This window comes from Paenibacillus kyungheensis (genome assembly GCF_028606985.1).
GTDB classification, from domain to species: Bacteria; Bacillota; Bacilli; order Paenibacillales; family Paenibacillaceae; genus Saccharibacillus; species Saccharibacillus kyungheensis.
The window spans coordinates 3,073,645-3,097,201 of the sequence record NZ_CP117416.1; the positions used below are offsets into that span (position 1 = coordinate 3,073,645).

A 23,557-nucleotide genomic window follows, 5' to 3' on the forward strand; every position below is an offset into this window, starting at 1 on the left:
TTTCCCCCCTATGGTAATGCGACTTGATGTGACGAGCTGATCGACTTCAATGCCAATGGCTTGCCCTCTGGGTCTAATAGATTATTCAGATCTTGTTGATATGAAGATAAAATCTGTTGACGTGCTTGTGTGCTTGCTTGACGCTGAGCAGGATCGATATTCGGAATAGCCGATATTAATCGCTTGGTATAAATATGCTGTGGATTCTCATAAATATCTTCTGTATTCCCTTGCTCGACTAAGCGACCACGATACATGATCCCAATCTCATCACACATATGACGCACAATCCCTAAGTCATGACTGATAAATAAATAGGTAAGGTTAAACTCTTTTTGAATTTCTTTCATAAAGTTAAGCACTTGTGCTTGCACTGATACATCAAGCGCAGATACAGGTTCATCTGCAATGATCAGCTTCGGATTCAGTGTTAATGCTCTCGCAATCCCTATCCGTTGACGCTGTCCACCTGAAAATTCATGTGGATATTTAAATGCCGCTTCTGGATTTAGTCCTACTTTTTCAAGTAAATCCTGCACCCGTCTACGCTCTTCTTCTTTAGTAAAATTCTCAAAATTACGCAATGGTTCTGCAATAATATCCAATACGCGTTTTCTACCATTAAGCGAAGAATACGGATCTTGGAAAATCATTTGAATATCACGACGTAATGAATGTTGATTTTTGTGAGCAATCTTAGTTAAGTCTTGCCCTTCAAATGTGACATTTCCATCTGTTATTTTATTAAGTCCGATAATTGCGCGTCCTGTTGTTGTTTTGCCACATCCGGATTCACCGACAAGCCCGTAAGTTTTACCTGCTTCGATCTGAATCGATAGACCATCTACTGCTTTGACATGACTGACAACACGCTGGAAAAAGCCACCACGAATCGGATAATGTACTTTTAAGTTATTGAGTTCCAGCAATGCCATTCAACACAATCTCCTTTCCATCTTCTACTTCATCTTCAAAATGAAAATTCTGGTAGCATGTACAACGTACCCAATGATTTGGAGCCACTTCATTCAGCTCAGGGTGTTCTGCATGAGCAGTCTGTGGAATCCATGGAATACGTTCTGAGAAGCGACAGGAACCACGAGGAATATTCTGTAATGAAGGTACACGACCATCAATTACATGTAAGCTCTCCTGCCCTACATTTGCTCCCGGCATCGAAGCCAGTAATGAGCGGGTGTACGGATGTTTGGGATTGTTGAATAACTCATTTACATCAGCAATTTCTACAATTTCGCCAGCATACATGACGACAACACGATCTGCCATTTCAGCAACAACACCAAGATCATGAGTGATCAGAACAATACCAGCGTCGTTTTCGGCTTGCAGTTGCTTCAATAAATCCAAAATTTGAGATTGAATCGTTACATCTAGAGCTGTTGTTGGTTCGTCAGCGATAATCAATGAAGGGCGACATGCAATCGCGATCGCGATCATAATCCGCTGTCTCATCCCACCAGATAACTCATGTGGATATTGGGCATATACCCTCGTTGGATCAACAATGTTTACATTTTCCAATAATTCGATAACACGCTTTGTTTTTTCTTTTCGAGATAACGACGTATGATAATCGAGATTTTCTTCGATTTGTTTGCCGATGGTCATCAAAGGATTCAATGCTGTTAATGGGTCCTGAAAAATCATACCGATTTCGGAACCACGAATTTTGTTCATTTGTCCAGGTGACAATTTGTTCAAATCCTGCCCTTTAAAAAGCAGTTCACCTTCGATGTGCGTATTTTTGCTATCATGAAGTCGTGTCAGAGAAAGTGCCAAGGCACTTTTACCACAACCCGATTCACCTACAATAGCCAAAACTTCGTTTTTGTTGATCGTTAAGTTCAGTTGATCGACAGCAGGATAATACTCATCTTTGATACGAAAAGCTACTGTCAGGTCTCTGATTTCCAATACCGATTCTGTGTTCAAAATTTGGGTTGCCTCCTCGCTTCAAACTTTAACGCAATGTAAACATTTCTTGTTAATTGTTATCATTTTATATTTATAATCTTCCAAAGGTCAATAAAATTTAACTTTTTTCCAAAATGGTGAAAAGAATTTAGCATAAAAGCTATCATAACGTGTGACGATATAGATAGCTTCTATGATTAAACTTATATTCTATTTTACCTTATTATCCATACCTAGCAAGGGGTTACGCAATTTATCACGTTTGGATATTTTTAGGTATTGACCCAATTCTCTGCATAATTGCAATATAGCGGAACGCATTTCAAATTCTTCACGAGTTACTGGTAAATCCATATTTTTAAAATCTTCTTCCAGTGCTAATAACAGACTTTCCGTCTTGCCTGTATAATATGGCGTCTTCACATCTCTAGATAATTGTTCAAACATTTCTGCTGCTGCATCCGCTTGAGGCATTTTACGATACACTTGCGCGACCAGTTGCATCATATTCTGAATCGAATCTAAATGTTGTTTTCGCATATAGAAATATACTGTCCATGACTCATCTGTATACAACATCTGATTTTCCAGTTCACGCTTTGATTCTATTAGTCCCTGCTCTACTTTGGCATACGCTTCGATCACTTCTTTACCATCCCAGGCAAACGAAGGACTTCGTAGCGTTTTGGCAATCTGTTCACACATTTGAGATAACAGTTCATTGACTTCACTGCGAATCGCATCAAGACGCTGATGCGGATTAGGCATATAGACCAGATTGACAACGGCTGCTGCACCCAGACCAATCAGTAGCAATTCAATCTCTACTAACATCGTATGAGCTGTCAAAGTTGCTCCGTTAAAAATATGCACAACCACTACAGAACTGGTCACAATTCCTGCACTAAAACCTGCTCGTGTAATCAATGGGAAAGCCACCAAAATATAAAGTGCAAATACCCAGTGATGAAAACCAAATAACGAAAACAATACAAAAGCACAAATCATTCCAATCAACGAAGCAAAAAATCGAGCTGCAATTGTTTTAAGACTTCGTTTACGTGTAACATCGACTCCCAGTATAGCTAACAAAGCTGCTGACATCGCACTTGGAACGCCTAGCGTACTAGCTACAACCACTGCTAGTAATGCTGCAATAGCTGTTTTGATCACGCGAAAACCCATGCGTCTGTCTCTCCTTACTCCACTTCTTTTTCTCTATCTGTATTTTATAATATTTATTACTCTTTTGGAGTATAGGTTTTATCCTACTTGATTTATAAGTATTCGACAATATCGATTTGGTGCTATATCGTACAATTGTTTAACAAAATAAAAGCTTTCACCTGTTTCGTAGTGACCACAGATGAAAGCTTTTTGTGTTATGAATTCGTAGATTGTAGACGGTAAATCTCGTTATACTTTTCTTCCAAATAATCAGCAAGATAGTCCGGGTTCAACTCTTCACCGGTAATATTCTGAATCAACTCGGAAGGAGTACGGCTTTTACCATATTTATAAATCTTATCTGTTAACCATTCTTTGATCGGTAACAGATTTCCTCCAGCTATCCATTGTTCAAAATCAGGTAATTCTTTACGCATCGTATGTGTCATTTGCGCAGCATACATATTTCCTAAAGAATATGAAGCAAAGTATCCGAAGTCTCCACCAGACCAGTGCACATCTTGCAATACTCCTAATGAATCGTTTGGAGGCGTAATCCCTAGATATTCTTGATATTTGCTATTCCATACTTTAGGCAGATCTTTAACATCTAGATCTTCGTTAAATAACATTTTTTCAATTTCATAACGAATAATGATGTGTAAATTATACGTTAACTCATCTGCTTCAATACGAATCAATGTATTTTCTACGCGATTGGCAGCACGATAGAACGTATCTAATGATACCTCTTTGAGCTGTTCAGGGAATAAAGCTTGTAGATCACTATAATAACGATCCCAGAACGAACGGCTACGTCCCACTACATTTTCCCAAAAACGAGATTGAGATTCATGAATCCCCATCGATGTTCCTGTAGCAAGCGGAGTTCCTGCTAAATCATGTGAAATGTTTTGTTCGTATAATGCGTGTCCACCTTCATGAAGAGAACTGAAAATCGCACTCATCACATCTTCAGGCATATAATGCGTTGTGATACGCACATCCCCTGGGTTTAGACCTGTAGCGAAAGGATGTACACTTTCATCCAAACGTCCTGCGTCAAAATCAAAGCCCATTTCTTTTAACAATAAATGACCGATCTTTTCTTGTTGACCGATATCATATTGTTGCTTCAAGAAATCGTTATCTGGTTGATGCTCTGATTGTTTGATTTTTTCAAGTAAAGGTACAAGACGTGATTTTAAACGATCAAATACAACATCTAATTTGGCTACTGTTAAATCAGGCTCATACATATCGAGCAATGTGTCATAACGTGTGTCTTTAACACCCCAATAATCGATAAAATCACGTTTCATTGCTACAATTTCACTAAGTAATGGCTCAAAGCCTTCAAAATCATCATTATGTTTGGCTTCTTCCCATACCGTTTGTGCATGAGTCGTTAAGCTGGAGTATTTTTGAATTTTTTCAGGTGGAATTTTTTCATTCAATTCATACTCTTTGCGTACATCTTGTACAATACGCTTGTCATTGTCTTCTAACTGTTCAAAAACATCTGGACGTGACAGCACTTCGATATAACCGCCCATTTCTTTCGATACAGACAGTTTGAAGTGTTCTGTCGCTAGTACCCCAATCGTATCGGCACGTAGCTCTGCTCCTTTACGTGGAGCTCCTGTGCGCAAGTCCCATCCCATTAGTGCAAGCGCTTCACCATAACTGCTAATTTTGCGAACCAATTGCCGAAATTGTGTTAATGTCTCTTGTACATATTGTTCCATAATAAGGTTCACCTCTCTGCTTACATACACAACACTTGGTTATGGCATGCAATATTGTTATTTTTGTAAAAATACACCTCTTGATGATACGTTCTTCTAGTCGTATAATCAATGGTACACAATTAAATATTATAGACATATTTGATTGTATTGTGCTATATGCACGGATGGATTGTCTATAAGAATACATTTAACCATTTTTGCTCATGTCATAATATAGATAACTTCTAAGGAGTGAATATCGATGGTAAAAGTAAATGTAACCCCTCAAGCAGAACAATATTTATCACGCAAAATTGGTGATAAAAAAGCGGTCATTCGTATTTTCGTAGATAATGAAGATTGCGGATGTACAGGCGGTATTCCGGCACTTCGTTTAATTGACGAGCCAGGTAAAAGAGATACTGTTGTAGAAAGTAACGCATTGTCTTTAACTATGCATCAAAGTGGCGAATCTTATTTTGATGATGATGAACTTACTTTATCGACAGATGATTTGGGTTCTTCGCTCAGACTTAGTAGTGCTTCTCAGTATTATAGTCGAAGCATACGCGTTCTTGACGGACGCAAAGCATTAGCCTAATTTTATATTATTAATCTGTAAGATGACCAGGAGGATACTCAATGAACTCGATCACAACGATTATGCAACACAATCAGGAATTTGTGACTAGCAAAGAATACGAAGCTTATCTTTCCAGTCCTTTCCCTGAGAAAAAGTTGGTTATTTTGACTTGTATGGATACCCGTTTAACCGAATTATTGCCTAAAGCAATGAATATTCGTAACGGTGATGCCAAAATTCTAAAAAACGCAGGTGCTATTATTTCACAGCCTTTTGGTAGTGTAATGCGTAGTATTCTTGTCGCTATTTATGAATTAAAAGCAGAAGAAGTGATCGTAGTTGGTCATCATGGATGTGGTATGGCATCACTGAACTCAGATCATATGATCGAAAAAATTCATGAACGTGGAATTGCACCAGAAGTGCTAACTACGCTTGAAAATTCAGGGATTAAACTTAAAAGATGGCTTCAAGGTTTTGATAATGAGAAAGAAGGCGTTATGCGCAGTGTAGATATTATCAAAAACCACCCTCTACTCCCTGCTAGCGTACCTGTACACGGTATGATTATTGATCCAGCAACAGGACAATTGGAGTTACTTGTGAATGGTTATGATCAAGTTGAAGTTCCTTCTAACTCATAATCAGTACACCATATTAGCTTGAAAGAATGACATAATCAACTATAGATAAGTGTGGACGTGGATGCGATTGCTCCACGTCTTTTTGCTGTTTATTTTTTGTGAAATGATGGAAATATCGCTCTTTTATTAAATTTGAACATTCTTTGTCTATCTTTTTTATATTTCAATAACTTTATATCAAATCGCTTCTAGCTTCCTTGCGAAAGCATACAGTTGTAGTGTACACTTTATCTTAAATCGGCCAAATGGCTGTTTTAAAAGATAGGAGAGAATGCCCTATGAACACGCTATCTTATGGTTTACTCGCTTTGCTTGCACGCAATAATTCGTCAGGTTACGACCTGATGCTCAAGATTCAACCGTTTTGGCAAGCAAAACATAGTCAAATTTATCCACTGTTGTCACGTATGGAAGAGCAACATTTGTTATCCGCAGAATGGATTCAACAAACTGATAAACCGGATAAAAAGATTTACGCAATTACTCCACTAGGAGAACAACGTCTGAAAGAATGGATGCAACTTCCTGCAGGCGAACCAGTCAGTCGTGATGAATTAGTTCTCAAAGCTTTTTGCTTATGGACAACTGATCGCGAAAACGCTATCTCATTGTTTGGTACAAGATCAATTTATTACCAAGAACGTATTCATTACTTTGAGCAAGCGCTTCACAAAATGCCTGAAGAAGTTCGTCAATTTGGTACACGTGATTTTGGATTGTACATTTTGCGTCAAAAAGCTTTATCAACAGCTAAAGCAAATTTGGAATGGACGACATGGGTTATCGACATGCTCAAAAATTCTACAACTGAAAGTTCCTCACAACCTCAACACCAATGAACAGTTGATACGAGGCTAATGGTTCAAAATCAAGAGAATCAATATTAAAACATTTTGAAACCGAAGCAGATGTCATGCGTATATTAACTATACTGTCATTGAAGACAACTACTAGGAGGATCATGAACACAATGAAAAAAATGCTGATGGTTTTTGTAGCATTCACATTATTCTTCACTTTATTTAGCGGCTTTGCTAATGATGCCGATGCAAGACGTGGTGGCGGATTCAAATCTTCACCGAAGTCATACACAACAACACCTAAAAAATCAACAGATAGTAATAGCAGTACGATGAACAGCACAAACCGTACAAAAAATACTACAGCAGGTTCAACAGCAAATCGTGGATTTTTTAGCGGTGGTAGCTTTTTCAAAGGATTAATGATTGGTGGTCTTGCCGGTATGTTATTCGGCGGAATGTTCGGTAATATGGGAATGTTCGGAGACTTGTTAGGATTAGTCATTAACTTATTCGCCATTTATATTCTATTTATAGCGGCTCGTGGAATTTACCGTATGATCCGTCAACGTAAAAAATCTGCTGACCCGTACAATAGACGTTAATGCCTATGCGACTCAGTATGGATGAAATTATCAATGCAGTATGCTTGAATATCGCTGAACGCAAAGGACTGAAACCTACTGATGTAACGGTTCAACTTTCCTGGGAAGAAGATACTGGTTATACCGCAGAAGTATGGACAGAAGGACGAAGCCAATATTTAGTCGAAAGTAATCTGAACGAAGCGATTTTACGTTATATGTTCAGTGAGTATAATGCACGAGTATTTAAAGAACAAGTAGAATTAGTTATCAATGATGACGAAGAAGAAATTCAAGCGATCATTCACGATAACTAATGCCTACACTATTCATTTTATAAGTTCTATTTTGTAAAGCTTGCGAGACAGACTATCTGTTCAGTCTAGGATCGCAAGCTTTTTTTGTATCCAATCATAAGCATATCTTCCACTGATCTCATGAGCACCTTCAAAGATATCACTTGCAAATTGTTGTTCAGCATCATGTTGTTGATAGATCTGTTGTAGCTGTGCTATAGCTTTCTGAACACCTTGTATCGGGAAAATACGATCATGTCTCCCTGCTTCTACAAATAAAGGTCGTGGCGCAATCAGACCGATCCATTGTGGTAAGTCTGCATATAATGCCTGACCCGGAATATAGTTACAGATACAATGATGAATATGAAGAATACTATTCTGATATGTATTAGGAAATCCGGTTAAAACAGTAGCACGTATACGCTGATCTAATGCTGCTGTAAGATAAGCGATCAACGCTCCGCCTGAAAATCCCATAATCCCGATCCGCTCTGAATTTACTTCTGGCATATCGCTAACAATATCAATCACTTTGAGCATTTCGTGTACTCTAAATCCAGCTAATGTTTTACCCATTAACAGCATTCGACTGGAAAGCGAATCACACGAATTAGCGATATCCGCATGGTTAGCCATATCTTCTGCCAATCGTCTTTCGCCAAATCCGATCACATCAGGAGCAATAGTAATCAATCCCCGATTCACTAACTGAATAGCATAATGCTGATGAATACCCGGTGTATTCAGATCCGGCTTGCCATCAGGTAACAATCCTACAATTTCACGACTTCCATAGCCATGGCCATGCACAGCAATCACTGCTGGAGCAGGAGCTGTAATCTGTTTAGGAATTAACACATACGCTGCAAAATAACTATAAGGTGAAGCAGAACATTCTATCCGTTTACGAATATAAGTCCCGCAATCTACTGTTTCCAGAAGTGTGATCGAATGATCATCCTGGGTAGCAAATGTACCGATTAATTGTGGTAATATGTTGCGTAATTGAGTCTGTTGCTCGATGATATTCGAATAAGAAGAACGTTCTGGATGATTAGATATCAGTTCTGCATACCATTGTTGTAGCAATTGATCTCCTTGCCATCTATTCATAAGTATTCCTCCTTTTCAAATGCACACGTTATCATTTTATAATATTCCCTTTTCATTTCTTTATCCCTGCATTGTAGATACTCTTATTTCTATATCTTCTATTGTGTCTATGCAATATATACTATCGTAATTGATAAGAAGCAAGTTAATGATAGCTACTTTCTACTATCATTAACTTGCTTCTTCTAAAAGCATATCAAATTCTAACAAAATTGAAGTTCCTTTCGAACTGGTATGCACCATAATTCGATCGGCTGACGTATACATCAAAGCAAATCCTTTACCTAATGAACGCTTACTACTATAACCAGAAATTAATATCATTTTAGGCAATTCATGAATCGGAATACCAGAGCCTTGATCAGTAATATAAATTTGCAGTACGTTACACTTGCTATAAACCGACAATTTACCATTGGCTGCGTGTTTGATCAGATTGGTTACACCTTCCGATACAGCCAGCTTAATATGCATCAATTTTTTCGGTTGATTGATTTTTAACTCTTCAGGGATATATTCCATCACTAAAGAACGACCTGAAGATACGTCACTTTTAGTTATAATATCCATTTGAGCTAAAGGTATTCCCAAATGCTGTTCTATTTCTTGTTGTTCTAAGCAGATATCGATTTTACTTTTTGAAAGTGTTTCGATCACATCTTTATACGACCGCATAGTACTTTGATGTAATTGTTCACGGTATTCTAGCGCAGGCGTAATATCGGTTAATACGATGGCTACCCAGCTATTTTCAGGATAAAAATGAGCTTCAAATGTTTTGTTTTTACTTTGAATGACTTCATAAAAATTCTCGGACACACGAAGCGCATGTTCAGCCAATATCGCTAATTGTTCTTTGAGATTAGCATCTTCCATATCATGCAAACTATCGTTGTCTCTGTATTTAAGCAATACCGTACCACCTGTAAATCCGCTCATTTCTTTATGTTCTTCAATCGATTGGAGTTCCACATGAATCAAATCGGTTTCTTGCAATAATGGCTTGGTAATAATCAACTGTCGTACTGTAGTAATCATTTCTAACGTGATCGCTTGAATTAATTTGGGATCTAATACTTTACCAGAAAGTTGTTGTAATTGACGTAACACTTCCCCATCTTCAGCATAACGATTAAGCAAATGTTCTAGATGATTACATAATGCGATAATTCGTGATTCATAAGGGATATCGTTTCCTTTTAACCCTGCCGGGAATCCTTTTCCATCATAACGTTCATGATGATGAAGTACCCATTCTGCTGCTTTTTTATCTCCACTAATCGATAAAATAATATTAAAACTTTCTGTCGTATGGGATTGGTATTCTTTTTCTTCTGTTAAAGAGAGCGCACCGCGTTTTGTTAAAATTTCCATGGGCAATAACGATTTACCGATATCGTGCAATGTGGTGTAATTGATCAAATCTGTTCTTCTTTTTTTCGGATAGGCAAGTAGTTCTAACATGTATTGACAAAGAATACCTGTATTTTTGCCATGCCCTTCATTTCGCTGTGAGATTCTTAATTCACTCAAGCGAATAAATTCTTCAGAAGATTTCATGCGAATCTGCAATTGACGAATAAAGCCATGAGATAAAAAGATAATCAGTAATAAAAACAATAAAATGTAGACCGTTTCATACATTATATTTCCTAATGAGATATGTCTCAAAAAGTGCGGAACAATAATCGTACATAATAAAACAGGTACAATTAATTCTTTTAATTTAAGCACCATATCATTGAGAAAAGGAGTACCGATAATCGTAGTCGAAGCTCCTGCCACTAGCAACATATAGACCAGACTAAATACCAGTGAACCTAATCCTGCTCGTAGATACGTTGAAAATGGATCAAAAAACTCCATGACCTGATATGACAAATACAGACTAATCACACTTTTGCCCAGAGCAGAACATATTCGAAATAGATTCATTTGCCGAATATCAAAATTCTTTTTACGTGCATACGATACAATCGTGCTAATTACGATCCCTAAAATAGCCGGGCTATATCCAAAAGCAAGTGCAAGAATAAGAAATCCAACCAGACTTCCGCTATATTCCTCACCGCTTAGTAATCTGACCGGAAACAGATCGAGTAAAACGATAAGAAACAAAATAGGCGCAATCGTAAATAATACAATTGAATGCCACTCGCGGACCATATATACCATACTAGCCAATCCTACCAGGCTGAGTAATATGGTATAGCCGTTCTTTTCTTTCATTATCTAAAAATTTCCTTGCCCAGAATCTCATCCAGTTGAAGCAATTCAAAAACTTCCATAACCTCCGGTTGAGTCTGTTCAATATACACATTACGTCCTAACTCTTGTAACACTTGTACCAAACGAATAATAAGACCGATCCCTGAAGAGTCTACAAAAAATACTTTTTCTAAATTTAATACAATATTCGTATACGGCGATACAGCCGGCTCAATCTCATCTTCCAATACATCTCCAGCATCTATATCAATATCACCTTCAAAATGTATTGTGGCCTGTACTTCATCTGTGATTATTTTATATGCAAACATGCTATTCACTCTCCTACCATACGAATTGGCGATCATGATTCAATCGTGCTTTGACATTCAAGGTATCTTCTTTAAAATGATGCATTTTAGATCCGATCTGTAGAATAGTTCCGCCTAGTAACTTATCTACATGAATAACTGCATCTTCTTTGACTGTTAATTTGGTGGAATTGCTACCTATCGTTCCTGCTTCTTGAATATGCATTCCTTTGGCAGCATAGTAATCGCCACCCCGTAGAAATCCGGTTACTTCTAGCACACCAGAGCAACGTAATTGTGTGTTATAACATCCTTTTTTTACTTGTACGGGTCCACCTGCAAGAATCTGACTATTCTGAATATAATGAAATTGTGCAAAAATATGATCCAATTGAGGCAAAACGACTCGATCTAACAGGTAAGCTGTTCGTTTTACAAATCGTTCCAAATCATTTGCTGTTCTAAAATGACTCATCGCCACATTCAAAAAACCATTTTTAATTTCTTTAATATATTTTTGCCATTCTTCATTGATTAACGATTTGTGTTCTTCAGTGGTACGAATAAATAATTGTAATTGTTGATGCAACTCTTTAAACCGTCCACGAAATAACACATCAAGCAGAGGAGCAAGCCCATGTTGATCAATATCTGTTATTTTAAAAGCTGCTGCGCGGTTTAACTGCTCTATCGCTGTCGTCAAAAACTCGGTCTGTTCTAAAATCATTTGCAAAATCGGTTCAGCTTGACCGTAAAACAGAAATAACTGCCCGACTGCGATTTCGCTTCCGATAACATTAGCAGTTACTTGTAACGATTGAGTCGCTATGATTTCCGCCATATTCACATTGCCTTTAATCTGAATATTTCCATCTGCTTCGACTTTCATCGTATCTTGTACAGTTCCATTAATATCGACATCGCCTTGAAAATGAATATTGCCTGTTTGTAAAGTAACATCTCCGCGATGATCCAACTTAGGAATAATAGCAAGCTTAATATGACGACCTTGTGTAATCACTTCTGGCATACCCGTACGCGTAGCAGTCACTTCTAATCCATCTTGAGATACTTGGACACCTTGCCCTGTTAACAAAATAACACCGGTGACAGGCGGAGCAGGTATAGATTCTCCAAAAATATTTAATCCGTTAATTCCCAAAATAGGGGGATGAACAATCCCTATCAAATCCCCATCATCTACACAAGGGAACTCTTTAATTTCACGATAATCGATCGTTCCATTTTCACGCATTTTAGGTTGTACTTTACGAGTTTTGGTATCGACTTTGATTTCAAAATGTCCATTTGTTCCAGCAACAGGTGGTTTTCCTTCTCCAATTAGAAATGCACCATTGACTGTTGTTGCACAAGCCCGCTTAACTTCATCATGATCCAAGCCGTAAATTACTTTTTGCTCAACCAATTGCTTGCGTACTGCTATCGGTTCGATCGGTATATACTGCTTCTCTTCTTCCGCTCTAAGTACCAATCGTAACGTAGGTTGCGCAGAAATAATTTTTCGGATAATGACATAGCCCACTTCGATATTCAAGTTGACCTTCATCGCTTTATCATCAATATGAATATTCCAGACAGGTTCTACTATTTTATCTTCGACTTCATATCGTACAATATCGGTAGCTGCTAACTTTACAGTCTCTCCTGCTATAATCGGCACATCATTAATCCAGAGATATACATTATCGGTTGTACTAATAGTGGGTTGTTGATGCCCTTGTGAATGAAAATGTATCTGTCCTTCTTTTACCCATATTTTTCCTTCTGTTGCATCCATAGCAGGAGAAGCTACTGGCTGTTCGAGATGTAGCGCTTGCATATTAATGATCGTTTCAGCTTCTGCTACTAATATCGGTAACGATTCTTGTGTATCTTCTATCGTCTGCTCAGTGATTTCTTCTGTTTTCAAAGTGACTTTGACTACCGCTTGTTTGGAATAGAGCCCTAGCATGCCTTTAGCTTCACTTTCCATCACTTCAATGCTCACTTGTTGCTTGGTGGCATCGAGTAAAGAAAGTGCTTGTTCTACGGCTTCTTGCACTGTTTTGGCTCTAGCTATCACACTACGCTCCATCAGGGGTGCCTCCTCCATACCTTGCTTATGGTAACTCGATCGAAATAATACACACATCGTCTTTACGATGCTGAATCAAGCGTTCTAACTTTACAACAAACGCTTCATTTTCCAAATAATATAGACTTTGAGCATAATGCTCTAGCTTTTCAATACCAGCATGAATAGAGACACCGGGTTTTTCGACTAATCCATCTGTATATAAAACGATTCTTGCAGGAGTATCGTACGTCACGATAGCAGTATCCAATTTCATATCATTTTGGATACCGATTGGTACGGTGGTTCCTGTCAATTGTGTAGGATACTGGTCTTTGAGAAATAGCAATCCCGGCGGATGACCTGCATTAAAATATTCGATTTGCTTTCGTTCCAAGTCGATAAATAAATAGATTGCTGTAAAGTAAGCAGCCCTACGATTTTTACCAAACAATGCTCTCATCTTTTTGTTCAATTCTTCGCATACCAGATGAGGTTCTTTGACTACACCTACAATACCATCGAGCAGTGAACGAATCGACATACTGATCAGGGCAGCAGATATTCCATGACCGGACACATCGATCAGCAGTACACCACAATGCTGTGGATCGAACATTTTCCAATACAGCATATCACCGGATACTTCTGTTGATTGTAGGTAGCTGCTGTGCACTCGAATCATAGTTTCATTGATCGGCGGACTGAGCACGCTACGTTGTAAATGTTTGGCCAATTGAAGCTCTTTGTGTACTTTTTCTTCTCGAACTTTGCGCGAATCCATTTCTTTTTTGAGTCGAATTGCAGATTGAACTCGTGCTAGCAGTTCGTAATCAGGCCCGCCTTTTTCAATAAAATCCATACCGCCTGCATTAAAAGCTTCTTTGAAATGAATCCGATCTGCGGTTAGAAAAATGATAGGCAAATCCTGATAAACGGTACAACTTTTAATAATGCGACAAGCTTCAATACCATCAATCCCTGGCATCACAATATCAAGTAAAATCAAATCGATTGCCGCTGCTTTACGAGGAGAGAGTTGATCTCGAATACTCAGAATATCAAATGCTTCTTGAGCTGAAGAAGCGGTCTGTATATTCTTGTATCCTGCTGCATCAAGTACATTTTGCAAAAAGACAAGATTAAGTCTGGAGTCATCTACAATCAATATACTCATGATACTTCTCCTTCAGAGTAGGTTTATATGTTTATTTTCGTCATTTTCTTCCATTTATGTGATAGGTAACGATTACAATTATGTAGAGTAAGCGATTGTATCAGATTATTTGGAACTTATTTTAATAAAAAAAGCCTACTTTGCTTGCAGCAAAATAGACTCTCAATATACACACCCATGATGATAAAGATGCTCATAATTACATATTTTTATTCAAATTCAAAGGATATTCGGTCTGTGATTGTGGCTGATATTGCTGTTCATATAAGTAATTATCAAGCGCTCGATTATTTACAATATACGTATCTGCAATCATATCATGAATCCCTTGCTTATACTTGGTAAATCCGATAATAATATATCCTATCCCTAGTGTGAGATTACATAATAATCTTAACCAATAACGCGCTACTGCACGTCCAAAACCTATACGTTGCATAGAACGATTAACAACTTTGATGCCGAGTAGCATTTTACCTGGAGTCGCTTGGTATTTAGACTTTTCAAAACATCCAAAATACAACCACGTTGTTAATCCTGATAATAATTGAAAAATAACAGGCAGTAGCGAACCTATAGATACTTCGCTCCCAAGTGAATCATCTGTTACATGGACAATACCGACAATAACTATACTCAATATAAAACTGATGATCAAATATGAAATGCTTAAAATAACGACATCTATTAATATCGCTGCGAACCTCTTCCAAAACCCTGCATACAGTATAGTAACCACTCCTAGATTAATCTTCTTAAAACTTATTTCCACTCTTGCTGATCTTTTTGTAAATAAGGAGACATCTCTGGTTGATTCCAAGATGCTGCTTGTTGCTGTTGTTGCATATACATATATTGTTCCCAGTCTTTTTTATTTACAACATACGTGCTAGCGATCATATCATGCAATGCTTGCTTGTATTGTGTCCAACCTGCCATCATATAACCGATACATAAGATCATATACGACAAATTTTTAGCCCAATACCTTCCTGTTGCTCTACCGAAGCGAACCGGTTGAAAATAACGATCAACTACAATAATACCTACAGCCATTTTACCCGGTGTGGCGTGGTATTTGGATTTCTCAAACAAGCTATAATATAGCCAGGGCACTACCAATTCAACAATGGCATAGAAAATATAAAACATAATCAGAAAAGTGATATCTTGCGTAGTATATTCATATTCTTCTTTCAACCATACTCCATTCACAAATCCGAGGATAAACGGAATTCCTAGCAAAATAGATACCCCAAATCCTATAATAAAACCATCAATCAATGTAGCCGCTGTTCTTTTCCAAAATCCTGCGTATCCATAAGTCGTTGTTGCTACTCCATTCATTTCATCTAACTCCTATTCATCTATGTATATTACTGCTAACTTTGTTATTTTATACGATACGATTTTAAATTACTAGAGAATCATAGAGATAAAAAATAAGCGCACTCTACTTAACTACATGTAGAATACGCTTATATGAACTATTGACAATAGATTGCAGTAATATGTTGTTATTATTTTAATAGTATAGAAAATAGTAGATCAGGCTTTGTCTTCTTATAGACTTAGCGCTGATTGATGCACATTTTCACGTAGCGCTTCGACTGTCGTCAATGGTTCATGACATACAAAGCCTTCACAAATATACGCAGTCGCTTGACTCTGCTGCATCCCTTTGTCTTGCAAGTGAGGAAGCAACTCACGAATCGCTTCACCTGATGTACCATCAGCATGAATAATAAGAGAAGCAAATGGTAAATAAGCTTTTTGCACTTCAGCAATCATTTCTTGAAAATGGATATCTTCCACTTTCCCTGCAAGCACAATTTCTTGATTACCTTGTAATAATTGTAGCCCTGCTAGCAGTAACATAGAATAACCTGTTGGATATTGCTCAGCAGTCCCTGTAAATGTAGTCACAATTTGTTCGGCATATTGACGTAATTCTATATCTTGGGTCACCGCAGCTAATTTGGCTAACGTCCATGCAGCCACAGAATTACCAGATGGCATTGCTCCATCATAAATTTCTTTTGTACGCGTAATCAGTTGCTCTCCATCTTGACCTGTAAAATAAAATCCGCCTTGCTGTTCATCCCAAAATAGAGTAATCAATTGCTCTTTGAGCGTTATCGCATATTGCAGATACTTCGCCATGCCTGTCGCTTCATACAACTCCTGTAAGCCCCAGATTAGATAAGCATAATCATCTACATAAGCACTATAGGCAGCCTCTCCATCACGATAACGTGCAAGTAGACGACCATCTTCGCGGCGCATATGTTCCCAAATAAAATCTGCCGCTTTGACTGCTGCTTGTGCATATTCAGGCTTTTGCAACGTTTGGCTGGCTCTAGCGAGAGCCGCAATCATCATACCATTCCAAGCGGTTAATACTTTATCGTCTTTGGAAGGATGAACACGTTGCTCCCGGTAATCAAATAATTTCTGACGAGCCTCTTCTAGATCGGTGCGTAATGCCAGTTCATTGAGATCACGTTGCTCCGCTATTTCTGCTGTCGAAAAAGGAATAAGGTTAGGAATATTGTTACCTTCAAAATTGCCTTCTGGTGTAATATCGTACACATTACAATACTTATGCATTTCTTCTAACCCTAACACTTCTTCAATCTCATCGCGTGTAAATACATAAAACTTTCCTTCGACCCCTTCGGAGTCAGCATCTTCTGCACTGTAAAAAGCACCTTCAGGTGAAGTCATATCACGTAATACATACGTAAAGATCGATTCTGCAATATGTGCATATTTGGTATCACTTGTCAGACGATATCCATCCAGATAAGCAATCGCTAACAGTGAATTATCGTATAACATTTTCTCAAAATGAGGAACTAACCATTTCTCATCTGTGGAGTAGCGAGAAAATCCAAACCCAATATGATCATAAATCCCGCCACTGTACATATGATCTAACGTTTTGCGTACCATATTCAATGCTTGAGGTTCTTGATACACATGAGAATAAGCACTTAGAAACATCAAGTGATGAGGTGTCGGAAACTTAGGTGCTCCTCCAAACCCACCATACACTTCGTCAAAAGAACTGACAAATGTTTTGTACCCACGATGTACAAGTTCTTCGCTAAATTGACCGGACTGTGTAATCTTCGTCTGCTGACGGTTCATTCGCTCTACAATATCATCGCCAGATTTAACAATATTTTCACGATCTTCTGTCCATTTATCACGAATCTGAGACAGCATATCCATCATACCGATACGACCATACTTAGTGTCTTTTGGAAAATAAGTGCCCGCATAAAACGGCTTCTGGTCAGGAGTTAGCAATACCGTTAAAGGCCATCCCCCTTGCCCGGTAAGTGCCTGACAGTACGCCATGTATAAATTATCGATATCCGGTCGCTCTTCACGATCGACTTTGATCGAAATATAAGATTCATTGAGAAGCTCAGCTACTTCGTCGTTTTCAAAAGATTCTTTTTCCATTACATGACACCAATGACAGGTAGAATATCCTACACTGAGGAAAATAGGTTTGTTTTCAGCTTTGGCTTTGTTAAAAGCTTCTTCTCCCCAAGGGAACCAATGCACCGGATTATGAGCATGTTGGAGCAAATAAGGAGATTTTTCTTGTGCTAATCTATTGGATGTATTACTCGTTGACATAGGACACCACCACTTCTAGTTTAGATTATATACTTGATATTATTTTACCCTAAATAGATGTGAGCAATCGGAAGAGAAGAAAAAAGCTTATTCACTTCAAACTCAAATAACGTATACTTGAAAACATTTCGAGTGTGTTCAAGGTTAAAATCATTCTGTTTGAGCTTCATGGTTATTGTTTTAACAGTAGGAGATTCGTCGGATTATGTATGATTATTGTGAAACTATGATTCGCTTGCGTATCTTTTGATCGTCTTTATTCGTTTACAAAGTGAACGATTAGATCGATCTTTCTTTTGCTATAAATAAACTTTACTCGATCATAAAAATTTTAATATTTATGTACACATATTTTTAAATTATGGAGGGGTAAAATAATGGAAGTTGCTAAAGGGGTAGACATGCTTGAACTTGATTTTCACGGAAACAAGATTCATCCTGTGCTTGTGTGGGACAAAGAAATGGCTATTTTGATCGATACAGGATTCCCGGGACAAATAGAAGATTTACGCCTAGCTATAGAACAAACAGGTGTATCATTGGATCAGCTCAAGGTGATTATTTTGACCCATCAGGATGTAGATCATATCGGTAACCTTCCAGATATGTTACAGAAGCCTAATCACTCTATTACAGTGTATGCACATGAACTGGATAAACCTTATATTCAAGGAGAATTACCACTATTAAAAGATAGTCATCTCCATAACCCTCCCAAGGGTAAAGTAAGCGATATCTTAGTAGATGGTCAAGAACTGCCTTTTTGTGGTGGCATTCATGTTATTCACACGCCAGGGCATACGGCTGGTCATATTAGCCTTTATTTAAAACAAAGCAAAACGTTAATTGCTGGTGATTCGATGTACAGTGTAAATGGACAACTCCAAGGAATTCATACCCCCACTACGCCAGATATAGATTCAGCTCGTCGCTCGTTACGAAAATATTTGAATTTCGATATTGCATCTGTTGTTTGTTATCACGGAGGTTTAAGTAGTATAGAGGTGAATAACCAAATAGTACAACTGACTCAAGAACCCTAAAATTCCTTTTTTAATACACATCATCATAAACAACTCACTATTACTGATGAAAGAACAGCAAAAAGAGCTTTATAGGATATAAAGCTCTTTTTTACGATGAATCTTCTTATATAATCTTCGCTACCTTCTGCGCCTGAATATCTAATATCTGAGCAGAGTAAGCGATATCTGTAAAAGCTTTCATTGCCGTATTGACTTGCTCTTCCCCTTGTTGCACACTTTGCCTTACATCGTCTGTGCCATTAGAAATTTTCTGCACTTCTAGACTCATCGAATCTACGCTTTTTTTCACTTCGATAATCGAATCTTGTACCATCGAAGATAGCTTACGTACTTCTCTAGCCACTACATTAAACCCTCGTCCAAATTCACCTGCATGTGTAGCTTCTATCGCTGCATTTAGAGCCAGCATATGTGTTTGTGATGCTATTTTACGAATCGTCTGTACAATGCCTTGAATCTCTAATGCTTGTTCTTGCAAATTAATCAGTGTTGTTGTATTCGTCGTCGATGATTCCACAATTCTGTTCATGCTATTGAGTAGTTCTTGACTCTGCTCGATGCCTGCGGATGAACGAATGTTAAGTGCTTGTGCTGTTTTTTGGAGATCATCTACGACACATGAGAGGTCACCTTGACGCTCTGTAATATCTGTAGCCACTTTGGTCACGCCAATGACTTCATTTCTATTTTTGTTCCATACCGGCATATAAGTGGCTTCTAGCCAGATTGCATTACCGTGTGCATCTTTGCGTTCTATTTTATCGTGAAAGGTTTCGCCAGAAAGTAGACTATCCCAGAACTTCTCATACTCGATACTATTTGCAAATTCAGGAAAACATAAATTTTTATGAGGCATACCAATCATTTGTTGAGGAGTATACCCAACAACTTCTGCAAAAATAGGATTCACATAAGCAATTTTACGATTCGTACCAAAACGGATAATAGCCAAATTATCTTGCAAAGTACGTATCACCAATTCGTCCGTCACCATTTCAAGCTGACTCATTTCGTTCATGATTTCCCTCCAATGTATGTGTAACATTATCGTTATTCATTGCTCAATATCACTCTATTTTACTGTATAACAAATATTTATTTAATGTGTAAATTTAACCAAATTAAGTATTCTTTATGTATATCGGATAAAAGACAAAAATAATAAATTTACAAAATAAAATAAAAAAGCAATAAAGTTAGGCTTACATCTAACTGTTATTGCTTCTTTAATATGATTTATATTTTTACTGCTGGTTTGGCATTTCCCATCGCTATTCCGATCTTTCAGTACTCTAGCGTCTCCGTATCATTCATTACATCATCGATACATCATCGATGACTATTGTATCTTCTCGGGACATTCCTAGATGTTCAAGCAGATATCATTTTATTAACTCATGTTCATGGTGATCATGTAGACGACACCGTTGAGATCGCTAAGCGTAATGATTCTTTGGTAATCGCTTCTTCTCCCCAAGGGAACCAACTCACAGGGTCATAAGCATGTTGGAGCAAGTAAAGAGATTTTTCTTTAATTAGATTGTTTGTATATTGAGAAATTTTTTCGATAAATTTGTGCAGATATTATATTATTCCCCATTAAGATTGTTATTGATAATATAACCAAATGCGGAAGAAAAGAAAAAGACCTCCATTTAAAATATGAAGATCTTTTATTATATTTATAGAAAATCATCATATGATAGCAATGAAATTTTTCTAAACAATATTGAAAATGCTTTTGAATATGCTAAGAAGAAAATAAATTAAAAATTTTGATTAAAGCTAATTGATGTTGATTAGAATCTTCTTGAGCAAAGCGCTTAAGTACTATAGATTCATTTTCTGACAAATTAACTTTTATTATTTTTTTGAGATTGTCAATTTGTAAAACTGTTAACTGGCTCTCAATAACGAATTGTAAAAGAAAAAAACAAGTTTCGATATATTGTTTAAAGTTCTGACGATCTTGATAACTTAGAGGAGAACGTGTTGGCTTTCTTGAATCATCTGCCAGAATATTCAAATAAGAATCCAAACTACCAAAAGAACTTATGACTTTTGAAACTTCTACAGAGTATGAAGTTTCAATAGAAACTAATATACCCGATTTGAGCTTAATTAGATCATTTACAGTAGTTAATATTAATTGGTAATTCATTAACTGTTGTTGCATCTCTAATTGATCTGCTGACCGAGTAGTCTCTTCACGTTGCATTTTTAATTCTTCTGTCTGCATTTCAATTGCTTTTCTTTGGAGACTCAATTCATCTGTTTACATTTCTATCGATTTTCTTTGTTGTTGTAATTCCTGCCGCTGAACAGAAATAGTATATATCAAGCCTGCAAATGCTAATCCAGAAAATAAGGCATTTATTGCACCAAACATATCTCCAGTTATTCCTCGAAAATCTTTCTCTACAAAAAAGTAAATAATTAATGCAGATCCAGCCCAAACTATAAAAACTGATAACCCTATTATAATTATTCTCATTTTTTTCATTATTAATATTCACCTATTTATAAACTTATTTTTCAGTATATTATATATTAATTCAGATCAAGACTGTATTATCAACTTTTAATAACATATTTATTTTAATCCCGACCCAAACCAAACTAATATTCCTTACGAAGTTAGAATGAATATTGAGAATAAGTTCTGTATCAACAAATTATAAATTCAATTTTTTACATATAATGTCTGCGTTCATAAATAAGTATACCCGATATAAGAAATAAAATACTCTAAAGGAGATTTTAAATTGAACAAAGAAAAATATACATTGCTATGGAAAATTATCGTTTTAATTTTTTTGATTCATCTAATACCTTTTAATGTTTCTCATGCAATTGATTCAACAGATTCCTCAGAAATACCTGTTACTGATTCGTTAACTGATATAATCAAAAATTCTATTAAATCAGTACAACTTGCAGATGAAAATGGCAAACTCAAGTCTGCGACTTATCAAATGGAATTTGCACGGAGCATTGCTAATTTTGATAGTATTGATTCTGTATTTCCAGATCGCTCAGGTAATAATATTATTGTTGTTTATTTTGATAAAAATAGAGTTGTAAAATTAGCTTCTTTTCAAGCATCCAACGGTAAATTTCTTTGGGAAACAACTCTTAGCAAAGGTTTCGTTAGACAAACAATTTATGAAGTTCAAGATAATGGGGAAATTTTCTGTACAACAGAAGATAAAAATAATTTTTATTTATATACTGTCAACGAGAAAACAGGAAAAATAACAAGATTTATAACACAAGCACTCCCATCGAAACCATCTTTTTTAGATTGGAATTATTGGATTTTAAATAATAACGAATTATTGATGTCATTTTCTATGAATAACAAATCAAAATTACGCTATTTTGATCATAATGGAAAAGTAATAAGAACACAGGAACTATCTGGGATTTTAAGGGATGTTCAAAATAATAATCTGCTTATTACTAGTGGTACATCTACTAATGTTCATTTTAAAGTTCAGGATCTACACGAAAAAGTTAGATTTACAGGAGAATTGAAGGATGGAATGATTTGGGAATCATATCTTTTTCCAGACTTATCTGTTGCTCTTGAAACAAATATCGGAGGTATAGGAGAAAACACATTTCGATTACATAAATACAACTCAACCGGGAAAAAGGAATGGATCCACACTACCATTAATGCTTATTCTCCTTATAAACATATTGGAGATCACATTATCGTAATCACTCCTATATTATCTAAAGTTATATCTTTAGATAAAGGAAAAATTTCTAAAGTATTAAAAGATCGAAAAGATGTAAGTATTTCCTTAAAACATAAACTACTTTACTTTTCAGATAAAACTGTACGCATTGCTGATTCAAAAAAAATGAAATGGTTAGCTGAGATAAATTATATACAAAATCACAGCTATAATGCTTGGTTAAATAAACAACAGTTAGCAATAATTGATTACGACAATAAAGTGCTCGCTGTTATAAAAATTACAGAAAAATAATTTAAAAATTTCCTAATATCATATATTGAATAATCTCAGGAAATTTTTGTGTCTGAATAGCAATTATTTGAGCTAATAAAAAAATTGGTAAGATCTGTATAAATACTTTTTAGTTCTAAACCTTATAAATGGAGTAATAATTACTATCAGGGTAAAGTTCCAGCAGGTATGGTTGGAGAAATACTGGTTGTTCAAGACGATGGCAATCTAGTAATGTATTCTAGTGGTGGT

General features: G+C 36.6%; 22 protein-coding genes and 1 pseudogene. 8 read left to right on the plus strand and 15 right to left on the minus strand.

Annotated elements, in window-relative coordinates:
- Positions 1-8 precede the first annotated feature (8 nt).
- The 4 genes from PQ456_RS13075 to PQ456_RS13090 form a co-directional block, all read right to left on the minus strand.
- Entirely contained in the window at positions 9-935 is a 927-nt protein-coding gene (locus PQ456_RS13075) for an ABC transporter ATP-binding protein (RefSeq protein ID WP_273612680.1), read from the minus strand.
- Positions 913-1,953 (minus strand): ABC transporter ATP-binding protein, encoded by a 1,041-nt coding sequence (locus PQ456_RS13080; protein ID WP_273612681.1) that lies wholly within the window; start codon positions 1,951-1,953, stop codon positions 913-915. The genes PQ456_RS13075 and PQ456_RS13080 overlap by 23 nt, the downstream gene beginning before the upstream one ends.
- Positions 1,954-2,145: 192 nt before the next feature.
- Complete coding sequence (locus PQ456_RS13085) at positions 2,146-3,120, minus strand: aromatic acid exporter family protein (protein WP_273612682.1); 975 nt, start codon at positions 3,118-3,120, stop codon at positions 2,146-2,148.
- Positions 3,121-3,317: 197 nt separating this feature from the next.
- Positions 3,318-4,850 (minus strand): carboxypeptidase M32, encoded by a 1,533-nt coding sequence (locus PQ456_RS13090; RefSeq protein WP_273612683.1) that lies wholly within the window; start codon positions 4,848-4,850, stop codon positions 3,318-3,320.
- Between the two features lie 244 nt (positions 4,851-5,094).
- Between PQ456_RS13090 and PQ456_RS13095 the strand changes: the two genes are divergently transcribed.
- The 5 genes from PQ456_RS13095 to PQ456_RS13115 all read left to right on the plus strand — a co-directional run bounded on the left by PQ456_RS13095 (position 5,095) and on the right by PQ456_RS13115 (position 7,760).
- A complete protein-coding gene (locus PQ456_RS13095) occupies positions 5,095-5,433 on the plus strand; it encodes an iron-sulfur cluster biosynthesis family protein (RefSeq protein ID WP_273612684.1) in 339 nt (112 codons plus the stop codon).
- Between the two features lie 41 nt (positions 5,434-5,474).
- Positions 5,475-6,059 (plus strand): beta-class carbonic anhydrase, encoded by a 585-nt coding sequence (locus PQ456_RS13100; RefSeq protein ID WP_069326019.1) that lies wholly within the window; start codon positions 5,475-5,477, stop codon positions 6,057-6,059.
- 278 nt (positions 6,060-6,337) lie between these two features.
- Positions 6,338-6,898 (plus strand): PadR family transcriptional regulator, encoded by a 561-nt coding sequence (locus PQ456_RS13105; RefSeq protein ID WP_273612685.1) that lies wholly within the window; start codon positions 6,338-6,340, stop codon positions 6,896-6,898.
- Positions 6,899-7,029: 131 nt separating this feature from the next.
- Positions 7,030-7,464, plus strand: a complete 435-nt coding sequence (locus PQ456_RS13110; RefSeq protein ID WP_273612686.1) for a hypothetical protein — start codon at positions 7,030-7,032, stop codon at positions 7,462-7,464.
- Between the two features lie 5 nt (positions 7,465-7,469).
- Positions 7,470-7,760, plus strand: a complete 291-nt coding sequence (locus tag PQ456_RS13115; protein WP_273612687.1) for a YxcD family protein — start codon at positions 7,470-7,472, stop codon at positions 7,758-7,760.
- A 60-nt stretch (positions 7,761-7,820) separates the two neighbouring features.
- Here the strand turns inward: PQ456_RS13115 and PQ456_RS13120 are convergent, their stop codons facing one another.
- From PQ456_RS13120 to PQ456_RS13155, 8 genes are all read right to left on the minus strand, one after another.
- A complete protein-coding gene (locus PQ456_RS13120; protein WP_273612688.1) occupies positions 7,821-8,855 on the minus strand; it encodes a dienelactone hydrolase family protein in 1,035 nt (344 codons plus the stop codon).
- Positions 8,856-9,026: 171 nt separating this feature from the next.
- Positions 9,027-11,030, minus strand: coding sequence for an HD domain-containing phosphohydrolase (locus tag PQ456_RS13125; protein ID WP_273612689.1), 2,004 nt, complete (start codon positions 11,028-11,030; stop codon positions 9,027-9,029).
- A gap of 53 nt (positions 11,031-11,083) precedes the next feature.
- Positions 11,084-11,395 (minus strand): STAS domain-containing protein, encoded by a 312-nt coding sequence (locus PQ456_RS13130; protein WP_273612690.1) that lies wholly within the window; start codon positions 11,393-11,395, stop codon positions 11,084-11,086.
- A 13-nt stretch (positions 11,396-11,408) separates the two neighbouring features.
- Positions 11,409-13,469 carry a FapA family protein gene (locus PQ456_RS13135; protein WP_273612692.1) on the minus strand — a complete coding sequence of 687 codons (2,061 nt, stop codon included), beginning with the start codon at positions 13,467-13,469 and terminating at the stop codon, positions 11,409-11,411.
- A 25-nt stretch (positions 13,470-13,494) separates the two neighbouring features.
- Entirely contained in the window at positions 13,495-14,625 is a 1,131-nt protein-coding gene (locus tag PQ456_RS13140) for a PP2C family protein-serine/threonine phosphatase (protein WP_307299050.1), read from the minus strand.
- 199 nt (positions 14,626-14,824) lie between these two features.
- Positions 14,825-15,397: an RDD family protein gene (locus tag PQ456_RS13145; RefSeq protein ID WP_307299052.1), complete on the minus strand. Its 573-nt coding sequence runs from the start codon at positions 15,395-15,397 to the stop codon at positions 14,825-14,827.
- Entirely contained in the window at positions 15,388-15,972 is a 585-nt protein-coding gene (locus tag PQ456_RS13150) for an RDD family protein (RefSeq protein ID WP_273612694.1), read from the minus strand. Before PQ456_RS13150 ends, PQ456_RS13145 begins: the two co-directional genes overlap by 10 nt.
- 216 nt (positions 15,973-16,188) lie before the next feature.
- Positions 16,189-18,279 carry a thioredoxin domain-containing protein gene (locus tag PQ456_RS13155; RefSeq protein ID WP_273612695.1) on the minus strand — a complete coding sequence of 697 codons (2,091 nt, stop codon included), beginning with the start codon at positions 18,277-18,279 and terminating at the stop codon, positions 16,189-16,191.
- Positions 18,280-18,656: 377 nt separating this feature from the next.
- On the opposite strand from PQ456_RS13155, the gene PQ456_RS13160 reads away from it, so the two are divergent.
- On the plus strand, positions 18,657-19,322 hold the full coding sequence (locus tag PQ456_RS13160) for an MBL fold metallo-hydrolase (protein WP_273612696.1): 666 nt from the start codon (positions 18,657-18,659) through the stop codon (positions 19,320-19,322).
- Positions 19,323-19,428: 106 nt separating this feature from the next.
- Here PQ456_RS13160 and PQ456_RS13165 read toward each other — a convergent pair whose 3' ends face one another.
- Positions 19,429-20,343: a methyl-accepting chemotaxis protein gene (locus PQ456_RS13165; protein WP_273612697.1), complete on the minus strand. Its 915-nt coding sequence runs from the start codon at positions 20,341-20,343 to the stop codon at positions 19,429-19,431.
- Positions 20,344-20,691: 348 nt separating this feature from the next.
- Here PQ456_RS13165 and PQ456_RS13170 point away from each other — a divergent pair.
- Positions 20,692-20,790: pseudogene (locus PQ456_RS13170) on the plus strand (metal-dependent hydrolase); the annotation flags it as partial.
- Between the two features lie 285 nt (positions 20,791-21,075).
- On the opposite strand, the gene PQ456_RS13175 reads toward PQ456_RS13170, so the two are convergent.
- Together PQ456_RS13175 and PQ456_RS13180 are read right to left on the minus strand one after the other, a co-directional pair.
- Entirely contained in the window at positions 21,076-21,564 is a 489-nt protein-coding gene (locus tag PQ456_RS13175; RefSeq protein ID WP_273612698.1) for a hypothetical protein, read from the minus strand.
- A gap of 36 nt (positions 21,565-21,600) precedes the next feature.
- A complete protein-coding gene (locus PQ456_RS13180) occupies positions 21,601-21,828 on the minus strand; it encodes a hypothetical protein (protein WP_273612699.1) in 228 nt (75 codons plus the stop codon).
- Positions 21,829-22,090: 262 nt separating this feature from the next.
- Here PQ456_RS13180 and PQ456_RS13185 point away from each other — a divergent pair, with 262 nt between their 5' ends.
- Positions 22,091-23,326 carry a PQQ-binding-like beta-propeller repeat protein gene (locus PQ456_RS13185; protein WP_273612700.1) on the plus strand — a complete coding sequence of 412 codons (1,236 nt, stop codon included), beginning with the start codon at positions 22,091-22,093 and terminating at the stop codon, positions 23,324-23,326.
- Positions 23,327-23,557: the final 231 nt, after the last annotated feature.

Coding starts and splice junctions, on each gene's coding strand:
- PQ456_RS13075 (WP_273612680.1), bottom strand. CDS start 935: ATGGCATTGCTGGAACTCAATAACTTAAAAGTACATTATCCGATTCGT.
- PQ456_RS13085 (WP_273612682.1), bottom strand. CDS start 3,120: ATGGGTTTTCGCGTGATCAAAACAGCTATTGCAGCATTACTAGCAGTG.
- PQ456_RS13090 (WP_273612683.1), bottom strand. CDS start 4,850: ATGGAACAATATGTACAAGAGACATTAACACAATTTCGGCAATTGGTT.
- PQ456_RS13095 (WP_273612684.1), top strand. CDS start 5,095: ATGGTAAAAGTAAATGTAACCCCTCAAGCAGAACAATATTTATCACGC.
- PQ456_RS13100 (WP_069326019.1), top strand. CDS start 5,475: ATGAACTCGATCACAACGATTATGCAACACAATCAGGAATTTGTGACT.
- PQ456_RS13105 (WP_273612685.1), top strand. CDS start 6,338: ATGAACACGCTATCTTATGGTTTACTCGCTTTGCTTGCACGCAATAAT.
- PQ456_RS13110 (WP_273612686.1), top strand. CDS start 7,030: ATGAAAAAAATGCTGATGGTTTTTGTAGCATTCACATTATTCTTCACT.
- PQ456_RS13115 (WP_273612687.1), top strand. CDS start 7,470: ATGCGACTCAGTATGGATGAAATTATCAATGCAGTATGCTTGAATATC.
- PQ456_RS13120 (WP_273612688.1), bottom strand. CDS start 8,855: ATGAATAGATGGCAAGGAGATCAATTGCTACAACAATGGTATGCAGAA.
- PQ456_RS13125 (WP_273612689.1), bottom strand. CDS start 11,030: ATGGTATATATGGTCCGCGAGTGGCATTCAATTGTATTATTTACGATT.
- PQ456_RS13130 (WP_273612690.1), bottom strand. CDS start 11,395: ATGTTTGCATATAAAATAATCACAGATGAAGTACAGGCCACAATACAT.
- PQ456_RS13135 (WP_273612692.1), bottom strand. CDS start 13,469: ATGGAGCGTAGTGTGATAGCTAGAGCCAAAACAGTGCAAGAAGCCGTA.
- PQ456_RS13140 (WP_307299050.1), bottom strand. CDS start 14,625: ATGAGTATATTGATTGTAGATGACTCCAGACTTAATCTTGTCTTTTTG.
- PQ456_RS13150 (WP_273612694.1), bottom strand. CDS start 15,972: ATGAATGGAGTAGCAACAACGACTTATGGATACGCAGGATTTTGGAAA.
- PQ456_RS13155 (WP_273612695.1), bottom strand. CDS start 18,279: ATGTCAACGAGTAATACATCCAATAGATTAGCACAAGAAAAATCTCCT.
- PQ456_RS13160 (WP_273612696.1), top strand. CDS start 18,657: ATGGAAGTTGCTAAAGGGGTAGACATGCTTGAACTTGATTTTCACGGA.
- PQ456_RS13165 (WP_273612697.1), bottom strand. CDS start 20,343: ATGAACGAAATGAGTCAGCTTGAAATGGTGACGGACGAATTGGTGATA.
- PQ456_RS13175 (WP_273612698.1), bottom strand. CDS start 21,564: ATGCAGACAGAAGAATTAAAAATGCAACGTGAAGAGACTACTCGGTCA.
- PQ456_RS13180 (WP_273612699.1), bottom strand. CDS start 21,828: ATGAAAAAAATGAGAATAATTATAATAGGGTTATCAGTTTTTATAGTT.